This window comes from Arthrobacter sp. C9C5 (assembly GCF_013359735.1).
Taxonomy (GTDB): domain Bacteria; phylum Actinomycetota; class Actinomycetes; order Actinomycetales; family Micrococcaceae; genus Arthrobacter.
In genome coordinates, this window is the sequence record NZ_JABFMX010000016.1 from 39,352 (window position 1) to 54,915 (window position 15,564).

Genomic DNA, 15,564 nt, shown 5'->3' on the forward strand with positions numbered 1-15,564 from the left:
GACCCATGACATTCCACACCCTCGACGAACTGATCGCTGATGGTGTCCGCGGGCGGTACGTTCTGGTCAGAAGTGACCTGAACGTGCCGCTCGACGGCTCTGCAGTCACTGACGACGGCCGGATCAAGGCCTCCCTGCCAGTGCTGTCGAAGCTCACGGACGCCGGTGCCCGCGTGCTGGTCACGGCACACCTCGGCCGCCCCAAGGGCGCCCCGGAGGAGAAGTACTCGCTCAAGCCCGCCGTGGCACGCCTGGCCGAGCTCGCGTCCTTCAAGGTCTCGCTCGCCGACGACACGGTCGGTGGTTCCGCCAAGGCGGCCGCCGCCGCGTTGCAGGACGGCGAAGCCCTCGTCCTCGAAAACGTGCGCTTCGACGCCCGCGAGACGTCCAAGGACGATGCCGAACGCGGCGCCTTCGCGGACGAGCTGGTCGCCCTCACCGGTGACAACGGCGCCTTCGTTGACGATGCTTTCGGTGCCGTGCACCGCAAGCACGCCAGCGTGTACGACGTCGCCACCCGGCTGCCGTCCTACCAGGGCGACCTGGTCCGCACCGAGGTGGAGGTGCTGCGCAAGCTGACCACCGACACCCAGCGGCCCTACGTCGTCGTGCTCGGCGGCTCCAAGGTCTCGGACAAGCTCGCCGTGATTGCCAACCTGATCGGCAAGGCGGACACCATCCTGGTGGGCGGCGGCATGCTGTTCACCTTCCTTGCCGCGGCCGGCCACAAGGTCGCCGGCAGCCTGCTCGAAGAGGACCAGATCCCGGTCGTCCAGGATTACCTCAAGCGCGCCGCCGACGCCGGCACCGAGTTCGTTGTCCCCACCGATGTCGTGGTGGCCAGCAAGTTCGCCGCCGACGCTGACCACGAAACGGTGTCAGCCGACGCCATCGAGTCCAGCAGCTTTGGCACCTCCGGCATCGGCCTGGACATCGGCCCGGATTCGGCAGCCGCCTTCGCGGAGCGGATCAAGGGCGCCAAGACGGTGTTCTGGAACGGGCCCATGGGCGTCTTCGAGTTCCCCGCCTTCGCCGGCGGCACCCGGGCCGTTGCCCAGGCGCTCACGGAAACCGCGGCGTTCACGGTCGTGGGCGGTGGCGACTCCGCCGCCGCGGTGCGGACCCTCGGCTTCGCCGATGACCAGTTCGGGCACATCTCGACCGGCGGCGGCGCGAGCCTGGAATACCTTGAAGGCAAGGAACTTCCCGGCCTGAGCGTGCTGGACCGCTAGAACCTCCAGCCGGCAGGGTGCCCGGCCCGCAAGGCGGGCACCCTGCCGGCTCTTTCACTGCTACGAATCTTTTGGAGATCACGTGACAACGTCAACCCACGGCAAGTTCGACCGCAAGCCCTTCATCGCGGGCAACTGGAAGATGAACATGGACCACGTCCAGGGCATCACCCTCCTGCAGAAGTTGGCCTGGACCCTGTCCGACGCCAAGCACGACTACAGCCGGGTGGAGGTCGCCGTGTTCCCGCCGTTCACCGATCTCCGCGGCGTGCAGACCCTCGTCCAGGGCGATGAGCTGGACGTCGCCTACGGCGGCCAGGACCTGTCCCAGTTCGACTCCGGCGCCTACACCGGGGACATCTCCGGACAGTTCCTCGCCAAGCTCGGCTGCCGCTACGTCCTGGTGGGCCACAGCGAACGCCGCACCATCCACAACGAGTCCGACGAGGTCCTCAACGCCAAGACCAAGGCGGCCTTCCGCCACGGCATCACCCCCGTGCTGTGCGTCGGCGAGGGGCTCGAAGTCCGCCAGGCCGGCACGCACGTGGACCACACGCTGGCCCAGCTGCGCGCCGGCGTCGAGGGCCTCACCGCGGAGCAGGCGGCCGACCTGGTGGTCGCGTACGAACCCGTCTGGGCCATCGGCACCGGCGAAGTCGCCGGGCCGGAGGATGCCCAGGAGATGTGCGCCGCGATCCGCGCCGAGCTGGCCACCCTCTTTGACGCCTCGGTCGCCGCCAAGACGCGCCTGCTTTACGGCGGCTCGGTGAAGGCGAACAACGCCGCCTCGATCCTCAAGGAACGCGACGTGGACGGATTGCTGGTCGGCGGTGCCAGCCTGGACGCCGCCGAGTTTGCTAATATTGTCAGGTTCGAGAGTCACCTGCTGACGGATTAGTCCGGACACAGCTTTGGCCCCCGCAATCCCCATCTTCTGAAAGGCCGTCGTGGACGTTCTTCATGTCATTCTCCAGGTGCTGCTGGGCATCACCAGCCTCCTGCTGACCTTGCTCATCCTGCTGCACAAGGGGCGTGGCGGCGGTCTGTCCGACATGTTCGGCGGCGGCATGAGCTCCGGGCTCAGCTCCTCGGGCGTGGCCGAGCGGAACCTCAACCGTTTCACGGTCATCCTCGGAGTCACCTGGGGTGTGGTCATCATCGCCCTCGGCCTGCTGATGCGTTTCAGCACGGGCGCCGACTCCTAGTACCCTCGTTTTCTAAAACTTCATATGGGCCTTGCGGCCCTCCCCCGCATCGGGAACTCCGAACTACACTGTCGCTGGCAAGCCAATCCACCAGCCGAGTAGCCAGGAGTTCCCGATGCTGCATTCTGCTTCCGGATTCAGGGGCATCCGCGTCGGTGCCGTCGCCGGAGCCCCGGCCCGCCATGAGCCCCTTGACGGCGGCGCGGCGCAACCCCGGATCTGCGTCACCTACCGGTGCGCGAAAGGCCACGAGACAGCCCTCGTGTTCGCACAGCTCCCGGAGGAACAGATCCCCGGGGTGTGGGACTGCCGCCGCTGCGGCGGAGCCGCCACCAGGGACGAGTCCCGGTTCGCGCTGGAGGACGAGCCGGCCGAGGGCTTCAAGAGCCACCTCGAATACGTTAAAGAAAGGCGCTCCAGCCAGGACGCCGAAGACGTGCTGGCTGGAGCGCTTGAACGGCTACGCGCCCGAGGCGCCCTTCCGGACGAGCTGCTCGGGGACGCGTGAGGCTGCGTCCTCATCGATCAGCCACAGCGTCTGGAACCGGCCGCGGGGCCCTGCCGCCGGCACCTGCACCGGGTTAGCTCCCGCCAGGGCCAGGCCCACGGCGCCGGCCTTGTCATCGCCTGCCACCACCATCCACACCTCGTTCGCGGTGTTGATCGTCGGCAGCGTGAGGGAGAGCCGGGCCGGCGGCGGCTTGGGGGAGTTGCGGACACCGACGACGGTAAGCTCCTTCTCCCGGATGCCGGCCTGCTCCGGGAACAGCGAGGCCACGTGCGCGTCCGGGCCGACGCCCAGCAGCACAATGTCCAGCCGCGGCAGGGCGCCGGGCTCCTCCGGGCGGTCATCGGACATGTCGGCGGCGTGTTCGGCCGCGGCAGCCTCGGCGAGCCGCCGGGCGTAGTCGGCCGCGGCCTCCTCGGGGGTGGAGAAGTCGTCCGCCGAGCCCGGGACGTGGACGCGCGAGGGATCCACGTTGATGTGCGAGAGCAGTGCCTCGTGCGCCTGGCGGGCGTTGCGGTCGGCGTCGTCCGTGCCGACGAAGCGTTCGTCGCCCCACCAGAAGTTCACCTTGGACCAGTCCACCGCCGGGGCGGCCGGCGACTCGGCAACCGCCTTGAGCGAACCGATCCCCATCGTGCCGCCGGTAAGCACCACCGTTGCCTCGCCGTGTTTGTCCTGGATGTCCACGAGCTTGGTGATCAGGCGTGCCGCGATCGCCGCCATCAGGACGGTCGAGTCAGGATGGATGCTTACTCTGGGGTCAGCGCTCACTGGGACGGACACTCCTTAGGTTGGTACGGGGCAGTCCAATAGTAATCACTTCACCGAAGACTTCGTCCGGGTCCAGGCGCCGCAGCTCCTCGGCCAGGCAGTCCTTGAGGCTGCGGCGCGGCAACGAGATGCGCTGCGCCGGCTGGCCCGGCTGGGTCAGTTCAGCCACGGTGAGTCCGGGCCGGAACAGCTGCACGTCGCCGCCGGTGCGGGTCAGCCGCACGCGCCGGATCCCGGTCCCCGCCGGATCGGCGACGATGGTCACCGGAGCGTCCAGCGCCAGCGTGAGCCAGGCCGCGAGCAGCAGGGTGCTGGGGGAGTCCGAGGCACCTTCGACTGCGACGGCGGTGACCGGCGAGGAGTCCACCTGGTCCAGGACTGCCGCCAGCTGGATCCGCCAGTTGGTCAGGCGGGTCCAGGCCAGGTCGGTGTCGCCGGCCTTGTAGGTGCTGCGGAGATTCTCCAGCGCCGCCAGCGGGTCCGATTCGTTTGCGGAGTCGGTGATGCGGCGGTGCGCGATCCGGCCGATCGACGTCTCGCAGGCGTTCCGGGGCGCGCCGTGCGGCCACCAGGCCACGATCGGGGCATCCGGAAGCAGCAGCGCGGCCACGAGGGATTCGCTTTCCTCCGCGAGTTCGCCGTAGCCGCGGAGCAGGATGACCTCGGAGGCGCCGGCGTCGCCGCCCACGCGGATCTGCGCGTCCAGCCGGGTGGGCGCCGAGGCGCCGGCGTCCGCGAGGACGATGATCCGGCACGGGTGCTCCCGGCTGGCTTCGTTGGCGGCCTCGATGGCTTCCTCTTCGAGGCCCGATTTGGTCACCACCACCAGGGTCAGCACGCGGCCCAGGGCGATCACGCCGCCCTGTTCGCGCAGCGCCATGATCTTCTTGGAGATCTTGGAGGTTGTTGTGTCGGGAAGATCTACGATCATGGCCTTCTCCAGGTCCGTCCGTCGCGGGCGAGCAGTTCATCGGCGGAGGCGGGGCCCCAGCTTCCCGGGGCGTAGGGCTCCGGCTGTTCGTTCAGGCTGGCCCAGTAGTCCTCGAACGGGTCCAGGATCTTCCAGGACAGCTCCACCTCTTGGTGCCGTGGGAACAGCGGCGGCTCGCCAAGCAGCACGTCGAGGATGAGCCGTTCGTAGGCTTCGGGACTGGACTCGGTGAAGGAGTGGCCGTAGCCGAAGTCCATCGTGACGTCGCGGACTTCCATCTGGGTGCCGGGGACCTTGGAGCCGAACCGGATCGTGGCGCCCTCATCGGGTTGCACCCGGATGACGACGGCGTTCTGGCCGAAGTCGTCTTCGCCGTGGTCACGGAAGAGCAGGTTGGGCGCGCGCTTGAACACGACGGCGATCTCCGTCACGCGCCGCCCCAGCCGCTTGCCTGCCCGCAGGTAGAACGGCACGCCGCTCCAGCGTCGGGTGTTGATGTCCACCCGGATCGCGGCGAACGTCTCGGTGGTGGAGTCGGCGGGGATGCCTTCCTCTTCCAAGTAGCCCTGGACCTGCTCGCCCCCCTGCCAGCCGCCGGCGAACTGCCCGCGGGCCGAGTGCGTCGAGAGATCCTCCGGCAGCCGGACCGCGGCCAGGACCTTTTCCTTCTCGGCACGGAGGTCGTCCGCGTTGAAGGAGATCGGCTCTTCCATGGCGGTCAGGGCCAGCAGCTGCAGCAGGTGGTTCTGGATGACGTCGCGGGCAGCGCCCACGCCGTCGTAGTACCCGGCGCGGCCGCCCGTGCCGATGTCCTCCGCCATGGTGATCTGGACGTGGTCCACGTAGTTGGCGTTCCACAACGGTTCGAACAGCTGGTTGGCAAAGCGCAGGGCCAGGATGTTCTGGACCGTCTCCTTGCCGAGGTAGTGGTCGATCCGGAAGACCGCGTCGGGCGGGAAGACCGATTCCACGATGTCGTTGAGCTGGCGGGCCGACTCGAGGTCGTGCCCGAACGGCTTCTCGATCACGACGCGGCGCCACTTGTCGCCCTCGGCCTGGGCGAGCCCGTGCTTGGAGAGCTGCCGGCAGACCAGTTCGAAGGCCTTCGGCGGGATGGAGAGGTAGAAGGCGTGGTTGCCGCGGGTGCCGCGCTGCTCGTCGAGCTCGTCGATGGTTTCGCTCAGCCGCTCGAAGGCGTCGTCGTCGTCGAATTCGCCCTGCACGAAGCGGATGCCCTCGGAGAGTTGCTTCCAGACCGTTTCGTCGAACGGCGTGCGGGCGTAGTTCTTGACCGATTCCTTCACCTCGGCGGCGAAGTCCTCGTTCTCCCACTGCCGCCGGGCAAACCCGACCAGGGCGAAGCTGGGGGGCAGGAGCCCGCGGTTGGCGAGGTCGTAGACGGCCGGCATGAGTTTCTTGCGGGCGAGGTCACCGGTGACGCCGAAGAGCACCAGGGAGGAGGGGCCGGCGATGCGGTTCAGTCGGCGGTCCCGCGGGTCCCGGAGCGGATTGCGCCCCCGGCCCGCGGACTTAAAGCCGCCGTTTTGCGAGAGTGGCATGGTTGCTGTGGTGCCTTAGCTTTCGGTGGAGGACGCTGGGCGGCCAGCAATTGAAGTGCCGGCCAGCGAGGAGACGAGCTGCTGCAACTGGCGGACGCCGGCGGCACGGTCCGTGAGGTGGAGCCGGAGCACGGGCCGGCCGTGTTCGCTGAGGACCTGCGCATCGCCGGCGGCCTGGGCGGAGATCAGCTCACCAAAGGTGAACGGACGTTCCGGGATGCCGAGGTCCGTCGCGGACGCCGCCGTAACCTGCAGGAACACCCCGATCGCCGGGCCGCCCTTGTGGAACTGCCCGGTGGAGTGCAGGAACCTCGGTCCCCAGCCGAAGGTGACGGGGCGGCCGCTGAGGGCGGCCAGTTCGTCCCGGATGCCCTCGAGCGGTGCGTAGTTGAGCCGGTCGAAGTAGGCCTGGACGCTGAGGTAGCCGTCCGTGCCGAGCTGGCCCAGCAGCGCGCTGACCGCTTCGGCCGCGGTGCCGGCGTCGCCCAGCCAGGCGCCGCCGCGGACCTCGATCGCGCCGTCGGTGAAGTTGGCCGGCGTCGGTTCGGGCTGCGCATCCAGCAGGCCGCGTGCTGCGACCTTGGCGGCCTCGACGTCGGGCTGGTCGAAGGGGTTGATGCCCAGCAGCCGTCCCGCGACGGCGGTGGCGAACTCCCAGGTCATCATCTGCGCAGCCAGGCCGCCGGCGATGGCCGACTCGTTGGCACCCAGTTCGACGTCGGCGTCGGCTGCCACCAGCCGGATCACCAGCACGTCCGCGGCGCCGCCCGTGACCTCCGGCGCGTCCGGGCCGGCGACGACCGGCAGCACGCCGGTGCCGAGCTTGCCGGTGGACTCGGCGATGAGCTGTTCGGCCCAGTCGGCGAACCCTACGATCCCGGAACCGTCCTCGGCGATCACGATCTTGTCGCGCAGCGGGTTGGTGCCGCCCAGCGCGGCGCCGAGGGCGAGGCCGATGTTCTCCTCGCTGTCGTCATTGAGGATCTCGGCGGTCTCTTCGGCTTCGTCCAGGAAGGCCTGGATGTCCACGCCGGCCAGCCCGCACGGCACCAGCCCGAAGGCGGTCAGTGCCGAGTAGCGGCCGCCGACGTTGGGGTCGGCGTTGAAGACGGCGCGGTAGCCGGCTTCGCGCGAGGCCTTGTCCAGCGGGGATCCCGGGTCCGTGACGATGATGATCCGGCTCTTAGCGTCGAGCCCGGCCTCGGTGAAGGCGTGCTCGAAGACGCGGCGCTGCGAGTCGGTCTCCAGCGTGGAGCCGGACTTCGAGGAGACCACGATGGCGGTCTGCTCGAGCCGGTCTGCCAGGGCGGCGGCAACCTGCTCGGGGTCGGTGCTGTCCAGCACCGTCAGCTCGACGCCGGCGGTTCCGGCGATGACCTCGGGGGCCAGCGAGGAACCGCCCATGCCGCACAGGACAATCCGGGTCACGCCCTCGGCGCGGAGCGCGTCGCGGAGGGCCAGGATGTCCGCCACGAGCGGCTGGGAGACGGTGGCGGCCTCCACCCAGCCGAGCCGGACCGCGGCCTCGGCTTCGGCGTCGGGACCCCACAGGGTGGCGTCCTTGGCGAAGATCCGGGTGGCGACCCGGTCCTCCAGCAGGGCGGGCAGGTGCTGTTCGTGGGCCTGGCGGGCGGCGCCCGTGGCGTCGTAGCTGAGAGTGGTCATGGGGGACTATGCGTCCTTCCGTGCAGCGGCGAGGGCGACCTCGACGTCGGCCAGCAGTTCCTTCCAGCTTGCCACAAACTTGTCGAGGCCTTCGGACTCGAGCAAGGCGACGACTTCGTTGTAGGAAATGCCGAGGGCGTCGAGGGCGTTGAGCGTCGCGTTCGCGTCGTCGTAGCCTCGGGTGACCGTGTCGCCGGTGATGGCGCCGTGGTCGTAGGTGGCGTCGAGGGTCTTTTCCGGCATGGTGTTGACCACGCCGGGGGCGACGAGTTCGGTCACGTACAGGGTGTCCGGGTAGGCCGGATCCTTGACGCCGGTGGAGGCCCACAGCGGGCGCTGCGGACGGGCGCCGGCTTCGGCGAGGAGGGCCCAGCGCTCGGTGGAGAAGAGTTCCTCGTAGACCTGGTAGGCCAGGCGGGCGTTGGCGAGGCCGGCCTTGCCCTTGAGGGCCTTGGCTTCCTCCGTGCCGATCGCGTCGAGGCGCTTGTCGATTTCGGTGTCCACGCGGGAGACGAAGAACGACGCCACGGAGTGGATCTTGGACAGGTCGTGGCCGTTCTCCTTGGCCTGCTCAAGCCCGCTCTGGAACGCGTTGATCACGGCGCGGTAGCGCTCGAGCGAGAAGATCAGCGTCACGTTGACGCTGATGCCGCTTGCCAGGGTGGCGGTGATGGCCTCGAGGCCTTCAATCGTGGCGGGGATCTTGATCAGGACGTTGTCTTTGTTGACCTGGCCGTAGAGTTCCTTGGCTTCGGTGATGGTGCCGGCGGTGTCCCAGGCGAGGCGCGGGTCCACCTCGATCGAGACGCGGCCGTCGACGCCGTTCGTCGCGGCGGCCACGGGGGCGAACAGATCGCAGGCGTCGGCGACGTCGGTGGTGGTGATCGCGAAGACGGTCTCCTCGACGCTGGCACCGGCGGCTGCCATTTCCTTGATCTTGGCGTCGTAGTCAGTGCCCGCGGTGATGGCAGCGTGGAAGATGCTCGGGTTCGTGGTGACACCGACGACGTTCTTCTCTTCGATCAGCTTGCGCAGCGTGCCGGTGGCGAGGCGGCCGCGGGAGAGGTCATCGAGCCAGATGGAAACGCCGGCGTCGGAAAGCTGCTGCGTGGGGGTAGCGGTGGGGGTGGTGTTCATGTGTAACTCCTGAAGTCTGGGGCCGCCGCCGTGGTGGAGCGGCGGCCCGGAAAGCGTGAAGTTGGGGTCAGGCCGTGAGGCCGGCGAGGGATTCCTTGGCGGCGGCGGTCACGGCCTCGGCGGTGATGCCGAATTCCTGGAACAGGCGCTTGTAGTCGGCCGACGCGCCGAAGTGCTCGAGGCTGATGGAGCGGCCGGCGTCGCCGACGAACTCCTTCCAGCCCAGGGCGAGCCCGGCTTCGACGGAGACGCGTGCCTTGACGTTGGCGGGGAGCACTGCCTCGCGGTAAGCGGCGTCCTGCTTGTTGAACCATTCCACGCACGGCATGGAGACCACCCGGGTGGGGATGCCTTCGGCCTGCAGGGCCTCGCGGGCGGCCACGGCGAGCTGGACCTCGGAGCCGGTGCCGATCAGGATGACCTGCGCCTCGGTGCTCTGGCCGTTGGCGGACGCTTCGGCCAGTACGTAGCCGCCCTTGGCGACGCCGGCGGTCGAGGCGAACGTGTCGGCCTCGGCGTCGCCGGTCCCGCGGGCATAGGTGGGGATGTTCTGCCGGGTCAGCACGATGCCGGCCGGGTTCTCATGGTTCTCGAGCATGACCTTCCAGGCCGCGGCGACCTCGTTCGCGTCGCCGGGGCGCACGACGTCCAGGCCCGGGATGGCCCGGAGCGAGGCGAGCTGCTCCACCGGCTGGTGGGTCGGGCCGTCCTCGCCGAGGCCGATCGAGTCGTGCGTCCAGACATACAGGGACGGGACGCCCATCAGGGCGCCGAGCCGGATCGCCGGGCGCTGGTAGTCCGAGAAGATCAGGAACGTGCCGGAGAACGCCCGGGTCGCCCCGTGCAGGCTGATCCCGTTCACGATCGACGCGGCGGCGTGTTCGCGGATGCCGAAGTGCAGCACCCGGCCGTAGGGGTTGCCCTTCCATGCCTCGGTCTGCCGGGAGGCGGGGATGAACGAGGGCGAGCCCTCGATCGTGGTGTTGTTGGACTCGGCGAGGTCCGCGGAACCGCCCCACAGCTCGGGCAGGACCGGGCCGATCGCGTTCAGGACCTTGCCGGACGCGGCACGGGTGGAGACGTCCTTGCCGGCTTCGAAGACCGGCAGGGCGGCATCGAGTTCGGCCGGAAGCTTGCGGGCTTCGACGCGCTCCAGCAGGGCGGCCGCCTCGGGGTTGCCGGACTGCCAGGCCTCGAAGGACGCCTGCCACTCGGTCCGGGCCGCGGCGCCGCGGGCCTGCGCCTCGCGGGTGTGGGCCAGGACCTCGTCGTCGACCTGGAAGCTGCGCTCCGGGTCGAAGCCGAGGACCTTCTTCAGGCCCGCGACTTCCTCGGCGCCCAGCGCCGAGCCGTGGATCTTGCCGGTGTTCTGCTTCTTCGGCGCCGGCCACCCGATGATGGTGCGCAGCGAGATGATGGAGGGTTTGCCCGTCTCGGCCTTCGCGGCGAGCAGGGCGGCGTGCAGCTCGGCCACGTCCTCCTTGTACTCTCCGGTCCGGGTCCAGTCGACCCGCTGGGTGTGCCAGCCGTAGGCCTCGTACCGGGCCAGGACGTCCTCGGTGAACGCGACGTCGGTGTCGTCCTCGATGCTGATGTGGTTCTCGTCATAGATCACCACGAGGTTGCCCAGCTCCTGGTGGCCGGCGAGCGAGGAGGCCTCGGACGTGACGCCTTCCTGCAGGTCGCCGTCGGAGGCGATCACCCAGATGGTGTGGTCGAACGGGCTGGTGCCAACGGCTGCGTCGGCGTCGAACAGCCCGCGCATCCGGCGCTGGGAGTAGGCGAAGCCGACGGCGGATGCCAGGCCCTGGCCGAGCGGGCCGGTGGTGATTTCCACGCCCGCCGTGTGCTTGTACTCCGGGTGGCCCGGGGTCAGCGAACCCCAGGTCCGCAGCGCCTCGAGGTCCTTCAGCTCCAGGCCGTAGCCGGAGAGGAAGAGCTGGATGTAGAGCGTCAGGGACGTGTGGCCGGGGGACAGGACGAACCGGTCACGTCCCAGCCAGTCCGGGTTCGCCGGGTCGTGGCGCATCAACTTCTGGAAGAGCAGGTAGGCGGCCGGTGCCAGGCTCATGGCCGTGCCGGGGTGGCCGTTCCCGACCTTCTCCACCGCATCCGCCGCGAGTACCCGGACGGTGTCCACGGCACGCTGGTCCAGATGAGTCCATGACAGTTCTTGCTCTTCCAAATGTGGCACGTAAACCGGGCCCCTCTCTGTGCTGACGGCCGGCGGTACGGGTTTTCCCTCTGGGGAGCTTTCCCGCTGAGGGCTTTCCGCCGGGGCACAGTTCGGTGCCCGCTGCGGTTCGTACCAGCCGTTCACCATCGAAACGTTGATCTATCATTCAGTCGCATGCGCAGAGGCAGGGAGCGCCGTTGGGGGCAGCCGCCCGTGCGTGCTGATCTGTCAGACAGCTTAGCCCCATTCCACCTGCCGGGCAGCGTACATCTCACGAATTGGACCGGTTTTCGGCTTATATGAATCACCGCGCGCCGCCGCGGCGGTGAGGCTGCGTTAACCTGGCGGAATTCCGGCGGGTTTCCGAAGGGCCCGGACGCCGGTGCCGCCACGGTATGATGGTGCGTGGCTACCAACGGGGGCGAGGACATGCCTGTGCGCTGCGCGTGGACCCCCTCCGAACGCAGTGCGCCGGATCTAGGACGTACTGCGACGACCAGCCGGACTGACCAGCCAGACAGAACAGAGTGACTGCCACCGTGAGCACAACAGATACGCCGCTTAACGCCTCCCCGGCCCCAGGTCGAATCGGCTTCGGCCGCAAAGCCAAGGCCTACCTGGCGCTCACGAAACCCCGGGTGATCGAACTCCTGCTGGTCAGCACCCTGCCCACCATGATTTACGCCGAGCGCGGCTTCCCGTCCCTGGGCCTGATCCTGGCGACACTCGTGGGCGGCGCCTTCGCCGCCGGCAGCGCGGGCTCCTTCAACTGCTACATCGACCGGGACATCGACAAGCTGATGCACCGGACGGAGAACCGGCCCCTGGTCACCGGCGAGGTCACGCCCCGGGAAGCGCTCGTGTTTTCCTGGCTCCTCGGCGCCGCCGCAATCGCGATCCTCTGGTTCGGCGCCAACCCGCTCTCGGCCTGGCTCGGCCTCGGCGCCATCGTGTTCTACGTCGTGATCTACACCATGATCCTCAAGCGCCGCACCGCGCAGAACATCGTCTGGGGCGGCGCCGCGGGCTGCTTCCCGGTGCTGATCGCCTGGGCCGCCGTGACCAACACGGTGGAATGGCCCGCCGTCGTGCTCTTCATGGTGATCTTCCTCTGGACCCCGCCGCACTACTGGCCGCTGTCCATGCGCTACGGCGAGGACTACCGCAACGCCAACGTGCCGATGCTCGGCGCCATCGCCGGCGCCAAGGTCGTGTCCGTGCAGGTCGTGCTCTACGCGTGGGCCATGGTGGCCTGCTCGCTGCTGCTGATCCCGGTCGGCGGGGCCGGCTGGGTCTACACCGTTACCGCCGTCGCCGCGGGCGCCTGGTTCCTGTACGAGTCGCACGCCCTCTACAACCGGGCCCAGGGCGGCGACGTGTCCAACAAGGGCGCCATGAAGGTCTTCCACGGCTCGATCAGCTACCTCACCCTGCTCTTCATCGCACTGGCCGTCGACCCGTTCATCGGGTCCGCCATCGTCGGCGGCTAAGCAGGCAGCCACGGGCATCCCGCCCTGACACGCCACAAACACAAAGAACCCCGGTCCAAACGGACTGGGGTTCTTTGTCTCTGGAGGCGCGGGGGCCGGCGCGCGGCCGGGCTACTTGACCCGGCTTCCTGGCCGCGCTACTTCAGCGGGCTGCTGCGCGCGATGTCCGCGGCGTTGGTGGACGCGCTCATCAGCAGGGCCGCGCCGAGCATGTGCGCGGCCACGAGCAGGGCCGGGATGCCGTTGTAGTACTGCGTGAAGCCAATAACAGCCTGCAGCACGGTGACGCCCAGGAGCAGGAACACGGCCGTGCGGAACGGGCCGGTGATGCGGCCCCGGACCACCAGAAACACGCCGAACAGGGCCCCCGCGGTGACGAGGTAGGCGGGGACGGCGTGGATGTGCGAGAACAGGTCCCAGTCCAGGTTGTTGCGCGGCGCGTTCGCGTCGCCGGCGTGCGGGCCCGCGCCGGTCACCACGACGCCGAGGCACACGGCCACGGCTGAGATCAGGGCGACGGCGGTCAGCACGGGACGTGCGGCGCCTGGCAGTGCGGGGAGCTGGCTGGTGCGGAACTTGCCGGTCCTGCCGTAGGCCCGGTTGACCAGCAGGGTGGCGAGGACCACGAGGGCCATCGAGACCAGGAAGTGCAGGCCCACCACCCACGGATTCAGCTGGGTGAGGACGGTGATGCCGCCGATGACGGCCTGGGCCGGGATGCTGGCCAGCAGGCCGAGGGCCAGCAGGAAAAGATCCCGGCGTTCCTTGCGCAGGTTCCACAGGTACACCAGCATCATCACCGCGACGGCGGCCAGCGCGAACGTCAGGAGCCGGTTGCCGAACTCGATGATGCCGTGGATGCCCATCTCCGGGGTGTTCACGAGCGAGCTGTCGGTGCAGCGCGGCCAGGTGGGGCAGCCCAGGCCGGAAGCGGTGAGGCGGACGGCGCCGCCGGTCACCACCAGCACGGTCTGGCCGATCAGGGACAGCACGGCCAGCCGGCGGACCGTCTTATCGACGGTGACGGGCAGCCGGGAGGAAATCCGGGAGATGATCCGGGAAGGGCGGGACGCCGTACTCACAGTTTTCTCAATTCCACTTGAACCAACGGGTTGCTGCCGCGCCGGCAATGGCCGTCCAGAGCAGCAGGACAAAGACGGCGGCAAGATTGACGCTGCCGTGCAGGAAAGCATCCCGCAGCGCCTGGCCCAGCGCGCCGGAGGGAAGGAAGTGCACAATCGCCTGGGCGAGTGCGGGGAGGCGCTCGGCCGGGATGACGATCCCGCCGAGGGCGCCCAGCAGGATCCACAGGAGGTTGGTGATCGCCAGCGTGGCCTCCGGCCGGACCGTGCCGGCCACGAGCAAGCCCAGGGCGGTGAAGGCCGCGGCGCCGAGGACCAGCAGCAGGAAGCCCGGGAGCAGCCCCGGCACCGACGGCCGCCAGCCCAGGGGCAGGGCGACCGCGGAGACCACCAGCACCTGCAGCAGCAACACCGCCAGCACCGCCAGGACCTTGCCCAGGATCAGCCCGGCGCGGCCCAGCGGGGTGGTGGACAGGAAGCGCAGCACCCCGTAGCGGCGGTCGAAGCCCGTGGCGATGCCCTGGCCGGTGAAGGCCGTGGACATGGCGCACAGGGCGAGGATGCCCGGCACGGCGATGTTGACCCGGCTGGAACCAAGGCCGTCCAGCAGTGGAGTGACGGTCAGGCCCACGAGGGCAAGCAACGGCAGGATGATCGCCAGGATCAGCTGTTCGCCGTTACGGATCATGGTGACCGTCTCATACTTGCCCTGCAGCAGGATGCGGCGCAGCAGGGGAGCGGGGCCGCTGCCCAGCGGGGTGCCGGCGGTGGCGGGGACGGAGCTCATCGGATCTCCCTTCCGGAGATGTCGAGGAAGACGTCCTCGAGGCTGCGGGCGGCCAGGCTCATGGAGGCGGGCATGATGCCACGGTCCGCCCACCAGGCCGTGACGGCGGCGAGGTCGGCGGGAGTCAGCGCACCGGTGGCGCTGTAGCTGCCGGCGCGCGTCTCGCGGATTTCGACGTCGGCCGGCAGGACGCCGGCCAGGTCCAGTCCGGGCTCCGCTTCGAAATGCAGCGTCCGGATGTGCTGTGCGCCCGCGGCCGCCAGTTCGTGCCGCAGCAACTGGGCTACGGTGCCTTCGGCGACGTTCCGGCCGGCGTCGATGATGTAGACGTAGTCGGCCAGGCGCTGGGCGTCGTCCATGAGGTGGGTCGTGAGGATGATGGCCATGCCGCGGTCCCGCAGTTCGGCGATCAGCTCGAAGACCAACTGGCGGGACTGCGGGTCCAGGCCGGCGCTGGGCTCGTCGAGGAAAAGCACCTCGGGGCGGCCAACCAGGGCTGCGGCAAGGGCGAGCCGCTGCTTTTGGCCGCCGGAGAGGCGCCGCACGGAGGTCCGGCTGAAAGCGTCGATGCCCAGGCGCGCGACGAGTTCGTCCACCGGCCACGGGTCCTGGTACATGCCGGCGATATGCCTGAGCAGGGGGATCGGTCGGGCCGACGGCGGCAGGCCGCCGTCCTGGAGCATCACGCCTACGCGGGCGCGCAGCGCCGCCCCTGCCGTGTCCGGATCCTGGCCGAGCAGGATGATGCTGCCGCCGGTCCGTTTCTGCAGTCCCTGGGCGCATTCGATGGTGGTGGTCTTACCCGCCCCGTTGGCGCCAAGCAGGGCGGTCACCTGGCCGCGCTCGGCAACAAGGGACACGCCGCTGACCACCCGCAGCATTTTGCCGTCAAGGCTGGGCAGCGGACCAACATCCTTGATGAGCCCGCTGATTGTCAGGGCGGGGGATTCGGGAGATCGCACCAAAGCATTCTACGCGATGTAGTAGGCGCGGCCCCGATCCGAAGCAGGCGCCAGGAAAG

Annotated in this window: 14 protein-coding genes; 5 read left to right on the forward strand and 9 right to left on the reverse strand. The window is 69.0% G+C overall.

Annotation, left to right across the window (positions count from 1 at the left end; genetic code table 11):
- Window positions 1-5: 5 nt before the first annotated feature.
- The 4 genes from HNO80_RS13260 (at window position 6) to HNO80_RS13275 (ending at window position 2,945) form a co-directional block, all read left to right on the forward strand.
- Window positions 6-1,232: a phosphoglycerate kinase gene (locus HNO80_RS13260; protein ID WP_175323314.1), complete on the forward strand. Its 1,227-nt coding sequence runs from the start codon at window positions 6-8 to the stop codon at window positions 1,230-1,232.
- A gap of 82 nt (window positions 1,233-1,314) precedes the next feature.
- Window positions 1,315-2,130, forward strand: coding sequence for a triose-phosphate isomerase (tpiA, locus tag HNO80_RS13265; protein ID WP_175323315.1), 816 nt, complete (start codon window positions 1,315-1,317; stop codon window positions 2,128-2,130).
- A 49-nt stretch (window positions 2,131-2,179) separates the two neighbouring features.
- Window positions 2,180-2,437, forward strand: a complete 258-nt coding sequence (secG, locus tag HNO80_RS13270; RefSeq protein ID WP_175323316.1) for a preprotein translocase subunit SecG — start codon at window positions 2,180-2,182, stop codon at window positions 2,435-2,437.
- A 115-nt stretch (window positions 2,438-2,552) separates the two neighbouring features.
- On the forward strand, window positions 2,553-2,945 hold the full coding sequence (locus HNO80_RS13275; RefSeq protein WP_175323317.1) for an RNA polymerase-binding protein RbpA: 393 nt from the start codon (window positions 2,553-2,555) through the stop codon (window positions 2,943-2,945).
- Here the strand turns inward: HNO80_RS13275 and pgl are convergent.
- The 6 genes from pgl to tkt form a co-directional block, all read right to left on the reverse strand.
- Window positions 2,898-3,716 carry a 6-phosphogluconolactonase gene (gene pgl, locus HNO80_RS13280; protein WP_175323318.1) on the reverse strand — a complete coding sequence of 273 codons (819 nt, stop codon included), beginning with the start codon at window positions 3,714-3,716 and terminating at the stop codon, window positions 2,898-2,900. The two genes, HNO80_RS13275 and pgl, sit on opposite strands and share 48 nt — an antisense overlap.
- Entirely contained in the window at window positions 3,706-4,647 is a 942-nt protein-coding gene (locus HNO80_RS13285; protein ID WP_175323319.1) for a glucose-6-phosphate dehydrogenase assembly protein OpcA, read from the reverse strand. Before HNO80_RS13285 ends, pgl begins: the two co-directional genes overlap by 11 nt.
- Window positions 4,644-6,206 (reverse strand): glucose-6-phosphate dehydrogenase, encoded by a 1,563-nt coding sequence (gene zwf, locus HNO80_RS13290; RefSeq protein WP_175323320.1) that lies wholly within the window; start codon window positions 6,204-6,206, stop codon window positions 4,644-4,646. Before zwf ends, HNO80_RS13285 begins: the two co-directional genes overlap by 4 nt.
- 15 nt (window positions 6,207-6,221) lie before the next feature.
- A complete protein-coding gene (locus HNO80_RS13295) occupies window positions 6,222-7,871 on the reverse strand; it encodes a phosphoglucose isomerase-related protein (RefSeq protein ID WP_175323321.1) in 1,650 nt (549 codons plus the stop codon).
- Between the two features lie 6 nt (window positions 7,872-7,877).
- Complete coding sequence (tal, locus tag HNO80_RS13300) at window positions 7,878-9,008, reverse strand: transaldolase (protein WP_175323322.1); 1,131 nt, start codon at window positions 9,006-9,008, stop codon at window positions 7,878-7,880.
- A gap of 67 nt (window positions 9,009-9,075) precedes the next feature.
- On the reverse strand, window positions 9,076-11,193 hold the full coding sequence (gene tkt / locus HNO80_RS13305) for a transketolase (protein ID WP_175323372.1): 2,118 nt from the start codon (window positions 11,191-11,193) through the stop codon (window positions 9,076-9,078).
- A 518-nt stretch (window positions 11,194-11,711) separates the two neighbouring features.
- On the opposite strand from tkt, the gene HNO80_RS13310 reads away from it, so the two are divergent.
- Window positions 11,712-12,674, forward strand: a complete 963-nt coding sequence (locus HNO80_RS13310; RefSeq protein WP_175323323.1) for a heme o synthase — start codon at window positions 11,712-11,714, stop codon at window positions 12,672-12,674.
- Between the two features lie 137 nt (window positions 12,675-12,811).
- Here the strand turns inward: HNO80_RS13310 and HNO80_RS13315 are convergent, their stop codons facing one another.
- Genes HNO80_RS13315 through HNO80_RS13325 form a run of 3 tightly spaced genes read right to left on the reverse strand, consistent with a single transcriptional unit; the run spans window position 12,812 to window position 15,505 of the window.
- Window positions 12,812-13,756, reverse strand: a complete 945-nt coding sequence (locus HNO80_RS13315; protein WP_175323324.1) for a COX15/CtaA family protein — start codon at window positions 13,754-13,756, stop codon at window positions 12,812-12,814.
- A 7-nt stretch (window positions 13,757-13,763) separates the two neighbouring features.
- Window positions 13,764-14,543, reverse strand: coding sequence for an ABC transporter permease (locus HNO80_RS13320; RefSeq protein ID WP_175323325.1), 780 nt, complete (start codon window positions 14,541-14,543; stop codon window positions 13,764-13,766).
- Window positions 14,540-15,505, reverse strand: coding sequence for an ABC transporter ATP-binding protein (locus HNO80_RS13325; RefSeq protein WP_175323326.1), 966 nt, complete (start codon window positions 15,503-15,505; stop codon window positions 14,540-14,542). Before HNO80_RS13325 ends, HNO80_RS13320 begins: the two co-directional genes overlap by 4 nt.
- Between the last annotated feature and the right edge of the window lie 59 nt (window positions 15,506-15,564).

Coding starts and splice junctions, on each gene's coding strand:
- HNO80_RS13285 (WP_175323319.1), bottom strand. CDS start 4,647: ATGATCGTAGATCTTCCCGACACAACAACCTCCAAGATCTCCAAGAAG.
- tal (WP_175323322.1), bottom strand. CDS start 9,008: ATGAACACCACCCCCACCGCTACCCCCACGCAGCAGCTTTCCGACGCC.
- zwf (WP_175323320.1), bottom strand. CDS start 6,206: ATGCCACTCTCGCAAAACGGCGGCTTTAAGTCCGCGGGCCGGGGGCGC.
- HNO80_RS13275 (WP_175323317.1), top strand. CDS start 2,553: ATGCTGCATTCTGCTTCCGGATTCAGGGGCATCCGCGTCGGTGCCGTC.
- HNO80_RS13295 (WP_175323321.1), bottom strand. CDS start 7,871: ATGACCACTCTCAGCTACGACGCCACGGGCGCCGCCCGCCAGGCCCAC.
- HNO80_RS13320 (WP_175323325.1), bottom strand. CDS start 14,543: ATGAGCTCCGTCCCCGCCACCGCCGGCACCCCGCTGGGCAGCGGCCCC.
- HNO80_RS13260 (WP_175323314.1), top strand. CDS start 6: ATGACATTCCACACCCTCGACGAACTGATCGCTGATGGTGTCCGCGGG.